The organism is Micromonospora sp. NPDC005237, assembly GCF_040607775.1.
GTDB lineage: Bacteria > Actinomycetota > Actinomycetes > Mycobacteriales > Micromonosporaceae > Micromonospora.
Window position 1 is genome coordinate 87,851 of record NZ_JBEXHJ010000006.1, and the last position, 15,123, is coordinate 102,973.

The 15,123-nt window shown below is 73.5% G+C and carries 11 protein-coding genes; 5 read left to right on the top strand and 6 right to left on the bottom strand.

All coding sequences use genetic code 11. The annotated features are described in order from the left end of the window. Positions 1 to 7: 7 nt before the first annotated feature. Entirely contained in the window at positions 8 to 1,144 is a 1,137-nt protein-coding gene (locus ABZT87_RS17675; protein ID WP_355136626.1) for an ROK family protein, read from the bottom strand. 41 nt (positions 1,145 to 1,185) lie between these two features. On the opposite strand from ABZT87_RS17675, the gene ABZT87_RS17680 reads away from it, so the two are divergent. Beyond that, a complete protein-coding gene (locus ABZT87_RS17680; RefSeq protein ID WP_355066013.1) occupies positions 1,186 to 2,409 on the top strand; it encodes an MFS transporter in 1,224 nt (407 codons plus the stop codon). Between the two features lie 16 nt (positions 2,410 to 2,425). Here the strand turns inward: ABZT87_RS17680 and ABZT87_RS17685 are convergent, their stop codons facing one another. Beyond that, the gene (locus tag ABZT87_RS17685; RefSeq protein ID WP_355136628.1) at positions 2,426 to 3,805 is read right to left on the bottom strand and encodes a serine hydrolase domain-containing protein; all 1,380 of its coding nucleotides are present in this window, start codon (positions 3,803 to 3,805) and stop codon (positions 2,426 to 2,428) included. Between the two features lie 174 nt (positions 3,806 to 3,979). On the opposite strand from ABZT87_RS17685, the gene ABZT87_RS17690 reads away from it, so the two are divergent. Further along, positions 3,980 to 5,356: an FAD-dependent monooxygenase gene (locus tag ABZT87_RS17690; RefSeq protein WP_355136630.1), complete on the top strand. Its 1,377-nt coding sequence runs from the start codon at positions 3,980 to 3,982 to the stop codon at positions 5,354 to 5,356. 88 nt (positions 5,357 to 5,444) lie between these two features. Here the strand turns inward: ABZT87_RS17690 and ABZT87_RS17695 are convergent, their stop codons facing one another. Both ABZT87_RS17695 and ABZT87_RS17700 read right to left on the bottom strand, forming a co-directional pair. Further along, entirely contained in the window at positions 5,445 to 5,915 is a 471-nt protein-coding gene (locus ABZT87_RS17695) for a heme-degrading domain-containing protein (RefSeq protein ID WP_354862294.1), read from the bottom strand. A 24-nt stretch (positions 5,916 to 5,939) separates the two neighbouring features. Continuing rightward, positions 5,940 to 7,391: an SDR family NAD(P)-dependent oxidoreductase gene (locus tag ABZT87_RS17700; protein WP_355136632.1), complete on the bottom strand. Its 1,452-nt coding sequence runs from the start codon at positions 7,389 to 7,391 to the stop codon at positions 5,940 to 5,942. Positions 7,392 to 7,571: 180 nt separating this feature from the next. Between ABZT87_RS17700 and ABZT87_RS17705 the strand changes: the two genes are divergently transcribed. Then, complete coding sequence (locus ABZT87_RS17705) at positions 7,572 to 10,748, top strand: BTAD domain-containing putative transcriptional regulator (RefSeq protein WP_355136634.1); 3,177 nt, start codon at positions 7,572 to 7,574, stop codon at positions 10,746 to 10,748. 7 nt (positions 10,749 to 10,755) lie between these two features. Here ABZT87_RS17705 and ABZT87_RS17710 read toward each other — a convergent pair whose 3' ends face one another. Then, positions 10,756 to 11,583 carry an ABC transporter permease gene (locus ABZT87_RS17710; protein ID WP_355136636.1) on the bottom strand — a complete coding sequence of 276 codons (828 nt, stop codon included), beginning with the start codon at positions 11,581 to 11,583 and terminating at the stop codon, positions 10,756 to 10,758. Beyond that, the gene (locus tag ABZT87_RS17715; protein WP_355066026.1) at positions 11,580 to 12,560 is read right to left on the bottom strand and encodes an ATP-binding cassette domain-containing protein; all 981 of its coding nucleotides are present in this window, start codon (positions 12,558 to 12,560) and stop codon (positions 11,580 to 11,582) included. Before ABZT87_RS17715 ends, ABZT87_RS17710 begins: the two co-directional genes overlap by 4 nt. 283 nt (positions 12,561 to 12,843) lie before the next feature. Between ABZT87_RS17715 and ABZT87_RS17720 the strand changes: the two genes are divergently transcribed. Together ABZT87_RS17720 and ABZT87_RS17725 are read left to right on the top strand one after the other, a co-directional pair. Next, a complete protein-coding gene (locus ABZT87_RS17720; protein WP_355136638.1) occupies positions 12,844 to 13,785 on the top strand; it encodes a hypothetical protein in 942 nt (313 codons plus the stop codon). 409 nt (positions 13,786 to 14,194) lie between these two features. Then, the gene (locus ABZT87_RS17725) at positions 14,195 to 14,980 is read left to right on the top strand and encodes a serine protease (protein WP_355136640.1); all 786 of its coding nucleotides are present in this window, start codon (positions 14,195 to 14,197) and stop codon (positions 14,978 to 14,980) included. Positions 14,981 to 15,123 lie beyond the last annotated feature (143 nt).

The window sequence follows — 15,123 nt, forward strand, 5'->3', positions numbered from 1 at the left end:
GGGCCGCTCAGCGCGCCCCGACGACGGACTGTCGCACGATCGTGGGCGGGGCGCCGGGAGCGAGGTCGGGGATGCCGTAGCGCTGGTCGAGCACCTGCATCGCGGCGCCGGCGGCGATGACGTCCGCGCCCAGGCTGGACAGGGTCACCGTCGGCGTCAGCCAGTCCGCGCGCGGCACGTCCGTGCGGACGGCCCGCTCGACCGCGGCGCGGTAGACCTCCGCGTGGCGCAGCAGATCCGCGCCGGCCAGCACCACGTGGGCGAGGTCGAGGGTCTGGAGCAGGTTGACGACGCCGACGGCGAGGACGCGGGCCGCGCGGGGGACGTCTCCCGCCTCGGTGGCGCGCAGGTGGACGACCTCCAGGCAGCCGTGGCGTCCGCAGACGCAGCGGGGCCCGTCCAGGTCGACGACCGTGTGCCCGAACTCGCCGGCGTTGGTGTGCGCGCCCCGGTGGGCGGCGCCGCCCAACCGGAAGCCAGCGCCGATGCCGGATTCGACCATGATGAGCGCCGCGTCGCCGAACGTCGCGCCGTGCCGCCACGCCTCGGCGGTGATCCCGGCGGTCACGTCCTTGTCGAGGTGCACCGGCAGGCCCAGGTGCGCCTCGGCCAGCTCACGCAGCGGTACGTCGTGCCAGTGCCGCAGTCCGTGCGCGTCGCGGACCAGCCCGTGCGCGTGGTCGAGTGGGCCGATCATGCCGATGCCCACGCCGGTCAGCCGGCTCCGCAGCTCGGTGCCGGCGGTGATCGCGTCGATGCCGACCCGCAGGGCGTCGAGGAGGTGCTCGGGGGTGAAGTCGCCGGCCAGGGGGCTGACCGTGGAGTGGTGCACGGTGCCGGCCAGGTCGACCAGGACCAGTCGCAGTGTGCGTCGGGCGACGTGCGCGCCGATCGCGTACCGGCTGTCGGGAACCAGCTCGTAGACGACCGCCGGCTTGCCGATGCCGGGGCGGCGGACGCCGGCGGAACGGATCAGCCCGTCGGCGGTCAGGCGGGCGATGACCTTGGAGACCGCCTGCGGCGTCAGCCCGGTGGCGTCGACGACCGTCGACCGCTCGAACGTCCGCGCGGTGCGCCCCACGGCCATGACGAGCGCCTGGTTGTATCCGCGCAGGAACGTCACGTCGGCTGTGGTGCGCGTCATCTCGCCAGCCTATTACGCAACGCTGTTGCTAAATTCGCTCGGTGAACGGACTGAGCAGAAATCAGCGCCTGGCGGCGTTGGCGGCCCTGGCCCTGGGCGGCGTCGCGGTCGGACTGACGGAGTTCGTGGCGATGGGTCTGCTGCCCGAGATGGCACGCGGCCTGCTCCCGCAGGAGTACGCCCGATCGTCGTCGAACGCGGTCGCCCAGGCCGGCTGGATGATCACCGCGTACGCGCTGGGCGTGGTCGTGGGCGCCCCGCTGATCGCCGCGCTCAGCGCGCGCCTGCCGCGCCGCAAACTCGTCCTCGGCCTGCTCGTCCTCTTCGCCGTCGGCACGATCGCGTCCGCCACGGCCCCGACGTTCGAACTGGTGCTGGTGGCGCGGTTCGTCGCCGCGCTGCCGCACGGCGCGTACTTCGGCGCAGCTGGCCTGCTCGCGGCGACCCTGATGGGCCCCGGCAACGAGGCCCGGGGCTTCGCCACCGTGCTCGGTGGGCTGACCGTGAGCAACGTGGTGGGCGTACCGCTGATCACCCGGCTCGGGCAGGCGGTCGGCTGGCGTGCGGCGTACCTGGTGATCGCCGGGGTTTTCCTGCTCACGCTGCTGGCGGTGCTGGCGGTCGTCCCGGAGGTCGCCGCGGCGGCGGACGGTTCGCCGGCCGCCGAACTGCGCTCCCTGCGGACCCCGCAGGTCTGGCTGGTCGCGGCCACCGGGGCGATCGGCTTCGCCGGGTTCTTCGCGGTCGACTCCTACATCGCGCCGGTCACCACCGACGTCGCCGGCCTCTCCGCCGCGACCGTGCCGTGGGCGCTGGTCGCGGTGGGTCTCGGCATGACCGTCGGCAACGCCCTGGGCGGCTGGCTCGCCGACCGGGACCTCCGCCGCAGCATGATGATCGGCTTCGTCGCCATGATCGTCAGCATCGGTGTGTTCAGCCTCGTCGCGTCGAACCGCGTGGGCCTGTTCGTGGGCGCGTTCCTGGTCGGCGCGACGAGCCTCTACCTCGGTCCGGTCCTGCAGGCACGCCTGATCACGGTCGCCCCCGGCGCCCAACTGATGGGCGCGGCGCTCAACCAGTCCGCCATGAACATCGCCAACAGCCTGGGCGCGGCCCTGGGCAGCGTCGCCATCGCGGCCGGGCTCGGCTACCTCGCGCCGGCCCGGGTGGGCCTGGTCCTGGCCGTCGTCGGGCTGGGCCTGGGAATCGTCAGCTTCACCGCCGGACGTCGCCGCGACCGGGAACCGGCCGCCCTCGCGGGCTGACGGCCCGCTCGGGCGCTCAGGTGACCGCTGCGGCGAGGAGGTCGCCGACAGCGGCGCGGACGGGATCGGGATTCGCCCAGGACCAGTTGGGGTGCGCCCGGTTGGTGAGCAGGGCGAGCACGAGCTTGCGGTCCGGATCGACCAGGAACGAGGGGCCGGCGAACCCGGTGTGGCCGAAGGTGCGCGGCGACGCGAGCCGGCCCATGAACCAGGGCTGGTTGAGCACCACGCCGAGACCGTGGGCAGCCGTGCGGTGGGGGCGCTCGGGGTCGACGGCCGGCTTGCCCGCGTTGTGGTTGGTGAGCATCGTGCGCACGGTGTCGGCGGCGAGGACCCGTCTGCCCTGGTAGGTGCCGCCATTGAGGAGCAGCTGGCCGATGGCGGCGAGGTCGGCGGCGCTGGCGAAGACCCCCGCGTGGCCGGCGACGCCGCCGAGGTGGTTGGCGACGTCGTCGTGCACGGTGCCGCGCAGCAGACCGCGGGACGAGCGGGCGTCGGTCGCCACCATCCGGGTGGCCCGCGCGGTGCCGGACAGCCAGGTGGTCGGGTTGAAGCCGGTGTCGCGCAGGCCGAGCGGACCGGTGAGGTTGGCCTTGAGCGCCTGGTCGAGTCGGCTTCCGGTGACCTTCTCGACGATCTTGCCGGCGACCATGAGCCCCACGCTGGAATAGCGGAACGTCTTCCCGGGCACCGCCGACGACACCAGCGGGGTGGCGAGCACGGCGTTCCAGCGTGCGGCGTTGTCGGGCAGTCCGGTGACCGTGGCGCCCACCGGGAGACCGCTGGTGTGGGTGAGCAGCATCTCGACGGTGACGGCGTCCTTGCCGGCGCCGGTGAAGCCGGGCAGGTAGTCGCGGACCGGCGCGTCCAGGTCGACGCGACCCTTCTCGACCTGCTGCAGCAGCAGGATCGCGGTGTAGACCTTGGTGACCGAGGCGAGGTCGAAGACTGAGTCGGGGCGCATCGCGACGCGTTGACCCGCCGCGAGGAGTTTCGGGCCGGCCGCGTAGCGCAGCGCCTCCCCGACGGCGGTGTGCACCGTCGTCCGTCCGTCGACCAGCACGACGGCGACCGCACCGGGAAAGCCGTGATGCTGGACGGTCTGCGGCGAGGCGGGGAGGTGACGCCGCAGCAGGGCCGTCAGCTGCGGGGCGTACTTGGCCTGATTGGCCGCCGTGGCCCCGCCGCCGGGCGACGGGGAGGCGCTCGGCGTACCCGACGGGGTGTTCCCGGCCGCGCCGAACCCCACCCTGTTCCCCGCGGCGTCGGTGGCGGTCCCCGCGTCTCCGGGGCCCGCCCCGCCCGGCCCGGTGCCGCCGCTGTCACCGCAGCCGGTGAGGGCGCCGGTCGCGGCCGCCAGGCCAGCTCCGAGCAGGGTACGACGTGCGACAGGCATGCCGGTGATGGTGACAGTACGGACGCGCGGCGCGCCAGCCTCGCTCAGACGAACGCCGACCGCGTCCAGCGACATGGTTGGTATCCGACACCCGGGCGGACGTGTCGGGGCGACGGTCGACGGTCGACGCTGTGCAACGATCGGGGCCACACCTCGTACCCCTTGGAGAGCACGATGTCCCTCTCCCCGGTTCGGGTCTTCGCCGCGTTGAACGCCGTGCGACCCCCCGACCGACCAACCCCGCGCCTGGGTAAGGCGGTGGTGGTCGGCGGCAGCGTCGCCGGGCTCCTGGCCGCCCGGGTCCTGTCCGACCACGCGGAGAGCGTGGTCCTCCTCGACCGGGACGACCCGCAGGTGAGCGGCGCCCGACCCGGCGTGCCACAGGGGACGCAACTGCACGCGCTGCTGCCCGGCGGTCTGCTCCAGCTCGAGCAGCTGTTCCCCGGGTTCCGGCAGCGGGCGCTGGCCCACGGGGCGGTCGAGGCGCCGCCCGCCGCCCGGCGCAGCTACCTCGACGGCCGACGGAAGGTGGTCGTACCCGACGACGACGACAGCCTGGCCGGCAGCCGGCCCCTCCTGGAAGGGCTGATCCGTCAGCAGGTGCTCCGGCTGCCCAACGTCAAGACGGTCACCGCCCGTGCCACGGGTCTCGTGTTCGACGGCGACGCGGTCACCGGCGTCCGGTACGAGGTCGACCAGGTGCCCGGCGTCGAGGGCGCCGACCTGGTGGTGGACGCCATGGGGCGGTCCAGCCGGCTCTCCGACTGGCTGGAGCAGGCCGGCTGGGAGCGGCCCGCCACCCGTCGGATGTCCGTGCACCTCAACTACGCGACAGCCCTGTTCCGCCGCCCCGAGCAGTCTCCGGAGGCGACCGTCGTCCTCGCCCTGCACACTCCGCGGACCATGACGGACATCGCCGGCGCCGCCTTCTTCGCCATCGAGGACGGCCGGTGGATGGCCATGATGGCCGGTTACGGGAAGGACCGGCCGGGCCGCACCGCCGAGGACTTCGTCCGACGGCTGCGGGAGCAGTTCCCGCCGGAGTTCGGCGAGGTCGCCGAGCAGGAGATGCTCGGCGACGTCCAGACCTACCACCACTCCGACAGCCGTCGGCGGGACTTCCACGCGCTGCGGCGGTTCCCGGCGCGACTCGTCAGCGTCGGTGACGCCGTCGCGTCGTTCAACCCGGTGTACGGGCAGGGGATGACGGCGGCGGCCCTGCACGCGGCCTGCCTGTCGGCGTACCTGAGCTCCGACCCGGACCTGAGCGAGCCCGCCCGCCACTTCCTCGCCCTGCAGAAGGTCGTGGTCGACGCCGCCTGGTCGACCTCGACCTCCGCCGACCTGGCGCTGCCGCACGTCGACGGGCCCTACCCGCGCGGCTACCGGTTATCCAGCTGGGTCAGCCGGCAGATCCTCACGGCGACCGTCACGGACGTGGCGATCGCCCGCCGGTTCAACGAGGTCGTGTCCCTGCGGGAGCACCCGCTGTCGCTGGCCACACCCGGCGTGATCCTGGGCGCCCTGCGCGCGAACCGCCGCGCGGGCTGACGGTCGTGCGGACGCGCCGAGCGCCCGACGACGACGCCCGCCGACGCCGATGTGCGGCGGGCGGGCGGCGTCCGGCGGTTGCGGGGGGCTAGCGCGCGTTGCCGCGCAGGATGTCGACGACGAAGCGGTGGTCGTCCAGTTGCGGAAGCCCGGAGACGCCCATCCAGCCCACCACGCCGGTGCCACGAACGCGCAGTGGCACGGCGCCTCCGGCCGCGGCGTAGCGTGCGGCCGGTAGGCCGAACTTCTCGGTGAGCGTCGTCTGCTTGTCCTGGCAGAGCCGGGCCATGTAGAGCGACGAGTGCTCGAACCGCATCACCACGCGCCCCTTGCGACGCAGCCACCCGTCGTTGTCCGCCGTCGAACCGGGCAGGCCACAGTGGAACAACTGCCGTCCGGTCCGCCACACACCTACGGAGATCGGGAGCCCTCGCTGGGCGGCGGCGGTGACGGCCCGCACGCCCAGCTCGTACGCGTCGGTCTCGGTCAGGCCCGCGAGCTCCAGCTCGTTCTCCTCGCGCTGCAGCTCGTCCAGCGTCGGCCACTGGTCAGATGACATGTGTTTCTCCTCGTCGAGCGTCGTTCACCAGGCGCAGGGCGCATAGTCCTTCAGGAAACAGCCGTACAGGTCCTCGCCCTGCTCGCCGCGGACGATCGGGTCGTACACCCGGGCCGCGCCGTCGACGAGGTCCAGCGGGGCGTGGAACCCCTCGTCGGCCAGCCGCATCTTGGTCGGATGCGGCCGCTCGTCGGTGATCCAACCCGTGTCGACGCTGGTCATCAGGATGCCGTCGGTCAGCATCTCCTGTGCGCTGGTGCGGGTCAGCATGTTCAGCGCCGCCTTGGCCATGTTGGTGTGCGGGTGCCCCGGGCCCTTGTAGCCGCGACCGAACTGACCCTCCATCGCCGAGACGTTCACCACGTACTTGCGGCGGGCCGGCGCGGCGGCCATCGCCGGACGTAGCCGGCTGACCAGCACGAACGGCGCGGTGACGTTACACAACTGCACTTCCAGCAGCTCGACCGGGTCGACCTCCTGCACCCGCTGGACCCAGCTGTTCACCGAGTCGAGATCCGGCACCAGGCCGCCGGCGTCGATGGCGGTGGACGCCGCGATCCGCTCGGGCGACGCGGAGCCGCTGGTCAACGCCAACGCGGTGAGCGCGTGCGGGGTGAGCGCGGTCGACTCCGGCCCGGCCGTGAGACCGCCGGCCGGGCCGCCCGGCTTGGCGAACGTGATCAGCTCCGGCAGGGGGCCGTCCGGCAGGGCCGCGGCCTCCGCGGCGACGAGCTGGGCGTACGCCCCGGGCGAGCGGCGCACGGTCTGCGCCGCGTTGTTGATCAGGATGTCGAGGGGGCCCTGGCTGCTCACCGAGTCGGCGAGGGCGATCACCTGGGCGGGGTCGCGCAGGTCGATCCCGACGATCCGCAGGCGGTGCAGCCAGTCCCCGCTGTCGGGCATCGCGGCGAAGCGGCGGACCGCGTCGTGCGGGAACCGCGTGGTCACCGTCGTGTGCGCGCCGTCGCGCAGCAGCCGCAGCGCGATGTACATGCCGATCTTGGCCCGGCCGCCGGTGAGCAGCGCGCGCCGGCCGGTCAGGTCGGTACGGGCGTCGCGGCGCTCCCGGTTCAGGGCCGCGCAGGACGGGCAGAGCTGGTGGTAGAAGGCGTCCACCTCGCGGTAGCGCTGCTTGCAGATGTAGCAGCCGCGCGGGTTGTGCAGGAATCCCGCAGTCGTGCCGGTGGTGGGGGAGGCGAGGGGGATGCCCTGGGTCTCGTCGTCGATCCGGCCGGGGGCGCCGGTGGCCGTGGCCTCCGTCACCGCCCGGTCGGCCGCGAGGATGGCGTCGCGCCGCTCCTCGCGTCGCCGCTGCTTGATCACCTTGTAGAGCTTCGCGGTGGCCCGCTGCACCCGCACCACGTCCGGGTGGTCGGACGGGAGGGCCTCCAACGCCTCGAAGACGCTGAGACAGGTCTCCAGCCGGTCCCGGTCAATGCCGTCCTGACCGTTTTGGGCAATCTTGTCCACTGTCATGCGTCGCTGTCTCGTCCCGTTTCCTGTGCCGGATTCGCCGGTCCACCCCAAGTCCGACCCGAAACTGTACGCACCACGCCGTCCCGGACGCATCCCGCGCCGCGCTGCCCACCCGGGAGGACCCTCGCGCCGTCCGACACCCTGCTCGGTGTGGTGGTTGGCGTGGGGGATGCTGGTTGCGTGCAGATCACGATCCTCGGTCCCCTCGCCGTCGATGGCCGGCCGGTCCGGGGCGAGCGGTTGGCGGCGGTGCTCCGCGCACTCGTCGACGCGCGTGGCCGGGCGGTCTCCACCAGTCTGCTCGTGGACGCGGTGTGGGACGGGGCGCCGCCCGACGACGCGACCGGCGCGGTGCAGGCGCTCGTGTCCCGCGTACGCCGTCTCGGGCTGCCCGTGGTGGCGGTGCCGGGCGGATACCGCCTGCCCGCCGACGAGGTCACCGTCGACGCGGTCGAGGCGCGGGCGCTCCTCGATCACGGGCGTGCCACCCTGCGGGCCGGCGACGCGCGGGCGGCCCGCGACTCGGCCGACCGGGCCCGTGCTCTGTTCCCCGAGGTACCGGAGATCGTCACCACCGAGGACGCCCGCCTGTTCGCCGACGTCGCCGCGCTGCGCGCCGAGGCGGCGCTCGCCGGTGCGGGGCCGTACGACGAGGCGGACCTGCGCCGGCTCGCCGCCCGGACGCCCCCGGACGAGCCGTCCGCCGCCCTGCTCGTGCGGGTGCTTGCCGCGCAGGGGCGGGAGGCGGAGGCGTTGGAGGTGGTCGAGCGCCTCCGTGACGACCTGGCCGAGCGCTACGGCACCGACCCGTCAGCCGTGATCAACCAGGTCCATCTGGCGCTGCTGCGCGGCGAGCTCACCGCGCCGGCCGTCGTCGCGCCACCCCGTCCGCCGGCGCGGATCGCCCTGCCCGCCGCGTGGCGCCGGCCGATGACCGCCCTCGTCGGCCGCGAGCGCGACGTCGAGGCCCTGGACGCGGCGCTGGACGAGTCGGCTCTCGTGACGATCGTGGCGGCCGGCGGCGCCGGCAAGACCCGCCTCGCGGCCGAGGTCACGCGGCGCACGGCGGCGGCCGGGCAGGCGGTACGCGTGGTCGAGCTGGCCGGGCTGCGCTCGCCCGACGAGGTGCTGCCCACGGTGCTCGCGGCGCTCGGTGGCGCGGACACCTCGACGACCGGCGGCAACCTGGGCCTCGAACGGCGGGTGCTCAGCCCCGAGGAGCGGTTGCGGGCCCTGGCGCCGGACCTCGACGGGCTGGTCGTCCTGGACAACTGCGAGCATGTCCTCGACGCGGTGGCGGGCGTCGTCGCCGACCTGCTCGCGGTGACCTCCCCGGAGGTCGCGTTGCTCGCGACCAGTCGTGCGCCGCTGGGCCTGGCCGGCGAGTGGGTGCACCGACTGACCGCCCTGCCGGACTCCGACGCGCTCGGGCTGATCGAGTCCCGGGCGCGGGCCGGCGGCGCGGTACCGACCTGGGACACCGCGCGGGCTCTCGCGCTGTGCAACCGGCTCGACAACCTGCCGCTGGCCCTCGAACTGGCCGCCGCGCGACTGCGGCACATGCCGATCGACGACGTGCTCGCCGGGCTGACCGACCGGTTCGCGCTGCTCGACGACGCGCTGCGGGGCCTGCCGGAACGGCACGCGAGCCTGTGGGCGATGGTCGACTGGAGCCGGGAACTGCTCGCCCCCGACGACCGTGCGCTGCTGGAGCGGATCGCGGTCATCCCCGCGCCGTTCACCGCGGACCTCGCCGCCGCGGTCGCGCAGACCCCGGATGTGCGGCGGGGTCTGGCGAGGCTCGTCGAACAGTCCCTGCTGACCCTGGTCGACGGGGACGGGCCGCCCCGCTACCGGATGCTGGAGACCGTCCGCGAGTACGGCGAAGCCCGTCTGGACGCCGCCGGTGACCGGGGCATGGCGATGGCCGGTCTGGTCGGCTGGGCCCGGGACGAGGCCGTCGGGCTCGCCGGTCGCCTCGTGGGCCCCGGCCAGGTCGAGGCGCTGGACCGTTGCGCCGCCGAGCAGGACAACCTGGTCGCGGGCCTGCGGTGGGCGCTGGAGCACGACGACGAGCCGGCCGTCGTCGACGTCGCCACCGCGCTGCTGCACCTCTGGACGGTGCGCGGCCTGCACCTGGAGGTCCTCGCGTGGGGGCGCGGGCTGCTCAACGTCGACGAGCCGCAGCGGCGTCGACGCTCGGCGATCCTGCGGGGCCGGGCCAGCGGCCGGCCCCTGCCGCACGGAGACCGACTCGCCTGGACATGCGTATTGATCAGCGTGAACAGCGGCATCAGCGCCGACCTGCGGCCCGCCGTGCTCGCTCGGCGCGCGCTGCGGACGCTGCTCGCGGAACGGCCCGCCGAGGTGTCGCCGCGGCTGACCGCATTCGCGGTGGCGTTGCCCGGCTTCGACGAGTCCGACCTGGAGCGGAGCCTGAAGAGCGCGACCGAGATGATCGCGCACCCGGACCCGTACGTGCAGGCGCTCGGCCTGATCGCCCGCGCGGCGGTACGGGAGAACAGCGGCCTGCCGGAGGCGTCGATCGACGACGCCGAGCAGGCGTACCACCGCTTCGAGGTCGCGGGCGACCACTGGGGCATGGCGATGGCCGCGGGTGCCGTCGGGCAGTTCCTGCTCCCCGGCAGGGAGGGGCGGTCGGCCGAGTGGCTGGCCCGCAGCGTCCGGCACATGGAGATGATCGGCGCCCAGCAGGACGCGCGGTCGATCCGGGTGCGACTGGACGTGCAGCTCGCCCTGACCGGCGACGCGGACGCCGAGCGGCGACTCGGTGAGACGGCGACGCCGGGCCAGGCCGAGCAGATGGACGTCGCGCAGGCGCTTCTCGGCCTGGCGCACCTCGCCTGGCAGCGGAAGCGCTACGACGAGGCGCTCGCCCACGCCGACGCGGTGAACCGTACTCTCGCCGGCTGGACCGGACCGCCACCGCAGCCGCGCGTGATGGTGCGGGCCTCGGTGGCGGTCCTGTACCTGCGGGTGGCCGACGCGCGGGGGGCGTCGGGCACCGCCGCCGCCCAGGCGGCCACGTTGCTGGCGCTCGCCCGCGACGACGCGCTGAACTCGAAGGACCTGCCGGTGATCGGGGCGTGGGCGTCGGGCGGCGCGGAACTCGCCGCGTACCGGGACGACATCGCCACCACCCGCGAATTGTCCGCGCTCGCGAAGCGGCTCGGGACGCACATGGAGCTGTTCTTCCCGAGCGGGCGCAGCGAACGACTCGACGCCGCCCTCGGTGACGAGGAGCAGCGTGAGTCGTTGGTGTCCGCCTGGCGCGCCCGGCCGGTGGCCGCGGCCGTCACCCGGATCCGTGAGCTGATGGAGGACCTGCTCGTCTAGCCCGGCGTCAGACCTTCTTGCGGTACGCGCGCAGCGCCAGCGGCATGAACACCGCCACGAAGCCGGCGCACCAGGCGAGCGTCCACCACACGTGCGCGTCGAGCGGGGTGCCGAGGAACAGTCCGCGTACCGAGGCCACCAGGTGGGTCATCGGGTTGACCTTCACGAAGGCCTGCATCCAGCCGGGCAGGGTGTCGGTGCCGACGAACACGTTCGACCCGAAGCTCAGCGGCATGATCAGGGCGAACATCAGGCCCTGCACGGCACCGGGGGTGCGCACCTTCATCGACACGTAGACCGGCAGCCAGCTCAGGCAGAGCGCGAACAGCACCGCGAGCAGGCACCCGGCGATCGCCCGGAACGGGTCGGTGTCGATCCGGAAACCCATCAGGTAGCCGATCGCGAGGGTCGAGACCGTGACGATCACGTACCGGACGACGTCGCCCAGGACCGCGCCGACCAGCGGCGCGGAGCGGGGGATCGGCAGCGACCGGAACCGGTCGAAGATGCCCTTGGCGATGTCGGTGTTGAGGTTGACGCCGATCGCGATGGCCCCGGTGGCGATGGTCTGCGCCAGGATTCCGGGCAGCAGGAACTGCAGGTAGTCGTGGGTGGATCCAGCGACCGCGCCACCGAAGATGTAGACGAAGATGATGAGGAACAGCACCGGTTGCAGCGTGACGTCGATCAGTGCCTCGGGCGTCCGCCAGGTCTTGATGAGGCTGCGTTTGGCGAGCGCCAACGAGTGCCGCACGAGCCGGAACGGTCGCGGGTTCACCGCGGCCGTCGACAGCGCGGGGCTCGCGGTGGGTGGTGCGCCGACCAGGGTGCTCATGCCGCTACCTCCGTACGGGAAGTGGTGTCGTCCTCGGATGCCGTACGCCCGGTGAGGGTGAAGAACACCTCGTCGAGACTCGGCAGGTGCAGGGAGAGTTCGGTGACGGAGATGCCGGCGGCGGCGAACCGCGCGACGCTCTCGGTCAGGGCCGTGTCGTCGGTGACCGGCACCGCGAGCACGCCCTTGCGGGTCTCGTCGGCCTGGCCGCCCGAGCCGACCTCGGTCAGGATCGCCGCGGTCCGGGAGAGCTGCGCCGGGTCCGCGGGCCGGACTTCGAGGGTCTGCCCGCCGACGACCCGCTTGAGCCCCTCGGGCGTGTCGTGCGCGATGACCCGGCCGTGGTCGATCACCGTGATCGCGTCGGCCAGCGCGTCGGCCTCCTCCAGGTACTGGGTGGTGAGCAGCACCGTCGAGCCGTTTGCCACCAGCGAACGGACCACGTCCCACATGTCCTCGCGCTTGGCCGGGTCCAGCCCGGTCGTCGGCTCGTCCAGGAAGATCACGTCCGGCGAGCCGACGAGGCTGGCGGCCAGGTCCAGCCGCCGCCGCATGCCCCCGGAGTAGGTCTTGGCCGGTCGGCCGGCGGCGTCGGTCAGGTCGAACCAGTCGAGCAGTTCGGCGGCCCGTCGCCGGGCGCCGGCGCGACCCAACTCCAGCAACGTCCCGAACAGCTCCAGGTTCTGCCGCCCGGTCAGGTCCTCGTCGACCGAGGCGTACTGGCCGGTGAGGCCGATGCTCTGCCGGACCCGCTCGGCGTCGCGGACGACGTCGAAGCCGCCGATCCGGGCGCTGCCGGCGTCCGGGGTGAGCAGCGTGGAGAGGATGCGCACGGCGGTGGTCTTGCCAGCGCCGTTGGGGCCGAGCACGCCGAGCACGGTCCCCCGGGGTACGGCGAGGTCCACGCCCTGTAGCGCCCTCGTCTTCCCGAATGTCTTGACGAGGCCCTCGGCCTCGATCACCAGGTCGGTTGTCATGTCCCAGAGCGTGCGCCGGTCGCCTGACACCGCGCCGACACCGCACCGACACCCCCGCCGACACCTGCCGACACCGGGGCCCAGGGCTGTCGAGGGCGGCCGACGGCCCCGGGGCGCGATATGCTCGCGACGGCAGAGCGCCTGCCCGCGCCCGATGTGGTGGCCCACGCCCGACCACATGCCCGGGGCCAAGAGTCGCCGACTCCGCGCCGTCGTGTCGATTCTCGGCGTGCCGGTCACGCCGCCCGCTCCGTGGAGCGCGTGGGGCTGCACCGGAGGCGTCATGTCTGATCTCCCGTCCCGCCGTACCCCGGTTCCGGGCCGTGCCCGCAGGCGCGCCATCCGGGAGCAGGCGGCCCGCAGCGGCGTCGCCTACTCGGTGGCTGCCCGGCAGCTCGAATCGGTCGGTCTGGCACCCGGCGAGACCCTCGCCACGTACGGCCGGACGATCTATCCGATCGGCGTCGACCCGTACCGTCAACTCCTCGTCGACCGCCGCGAACGGCGCTCGTTCGACGAACGGCGTGCGGACACGCGCCGGGCGGCTGCCCTGCCGGAGGGCCGCGCCGCGCACCTCGTCGACCGTTTCCCGCCCAGCCGGGGCCCGGCCGGCACCGGAGTCGGCGGGCTCTACCACGGCGAGGGTCGGCAGGAGTTGCTCGCCATGCTGTACCTCGTGGTCGCGGCCGAGTCGCCGGGGCTGCTGCCCGAGGTGGGGGACGTCGCCTGGATCGCCGAGCTGGGCGAGGACACGGCGGTCGACACGGCCTGCGCCGACGCCGACCGCGAGGCCCGTCGGCTGCTCGACCGGGAGCCGGCGCGGCTGTGGTCGGCGATCGAGGAGGCGCTCGTCGCCGCCGAGGCCGGCGTCGACTGGCAGCTCCGCCAGGGCGCGATCCGCCAGGGCGCGCTGCTGCGCACGATGATGACACCGCGGCTGGGATACGCGGGCGAGCCGTACGTGCCGGGACTGCCGATCACCGGCGTACGGCAGATCCTCGACGCGCTGCTGATCGTGGCCGACGACGGGCACGCTCCGGGCACCCGAGTACGTCGTGTCGCGGGGGCGGACGACGCTCAGCTGGCCACGATAGTCGGCGCGCGGTGGGGTTCGGCCGGGCCGCCGGTGGGCTACCTCGTCTGGCCTGACCGCGCGACGACGCCCGTGTCCGTTCCGGCCGACGGCCTGGTCGTGCTGGCCGGTCAGGAGTCCGTCGAGCGGTGAGCCGGCCAGCGTCGCGTCCACGGTCCGGAATCCGGGGTTGGTCGCCTCGCCGGCCGCTGCCATACTGACGGTGGCGCCCGTCGATGTCAGTTGGGCCCGGGGGAAGCCCTCCGCAGAGCGCGGACGGTGGGGGTCGAAACCCGGAGGCCGCGATGGACCTTGTCCCCGACGCTGACGCCCTCTCCAGCCTGGTCGACCTGCTCGGCGCCGTGCTGCAACTGACCGCCGCGGTGGTCAGTCTCGCGGCGGTCGTCACCGCTCGCGGGCGTCGCCGCCGGCGGGGCGGGATCCATAACCCTGGGGTACGACCCAGAGAGGATGACCCGCAATATCCATGCTAATCAATACGATGACCGCTATCTCGATCAGGTGCGCTCACCAGGCGTGCCGTTCCGAAGCGGAGGATTGCATGGTTCGCTGGCGTACCCTCACTGGCCTGGTGGCCGCCGCGCTGGCTGCGGCCAGCCTCACCCTCGCGGCGCCCGCTGCCGCGGCCGACAGCCCCGTCACGCCGAACGTCGTCGGCGGCACCCGCGCCGCGCAGGGCGAGTTTCCGTTCATGGTGCGGCTCTCGATGGGGTGCGGCGGGGCCCTCTACAGCTCCCGGCTGGTGCTCACCGCGGCGCACTGCGTGGGCTCGACCGGCACCAACACCAGCATCACCGCGACGCTCGGGACGGTCGACCTCCAGTCGTCCAGCCGGATCACCGTCCGGTCCAACTACGTCTACCGCGCTCCCGGCTACAACGGCGCCGGGAAAGACTGGGCGCTGATCCGCCTGGCCACCCCCGTGACCGGGCTGGACACGTTGAAGATCGCCACCACGACCGCGTACGACAGCGGCACCTTCACCATCGCCGGCTGGGGTGCCGCGCGCGAGGGTGGCAGCCAGCAGCGGTACCTGCTCAAGGCCACCGTGCCGTTCGTCAGCGACTCCACCTGCAACTCCAACTACGGCGGCGACCTCATCCCCGCCGAGGAGATCTGCGCCGGCTACGCCAGCGGCGGTACGGACACCTGCCAGGGCGACTCGGGCGGCCCGATGTTCCGCCGCGACGCCACCAACGCGTGGATCCAGGTCGGCATCGTCAGCTGGGGCAACGGTTGCGCCCGACCCAACTACCCGGGTGTCTACACCCAGGTGAGCTACTTCGCCTCGTCGATCGCCTCGGCCGCGGCGAGCCTCGGCGGCTGACGACCCGCTGACGGACGACCTCGGGCGGCTCGGACGACCACGGTCCGGGCCGCCCGAGGGTGTGGCGGCACCGGCTCGCGGCTCGGCCGCGGCGCGGTCTGCCCGCTGCAGTGCGGGGTGGCCGGTGCGGGCCGGAGTGGCCC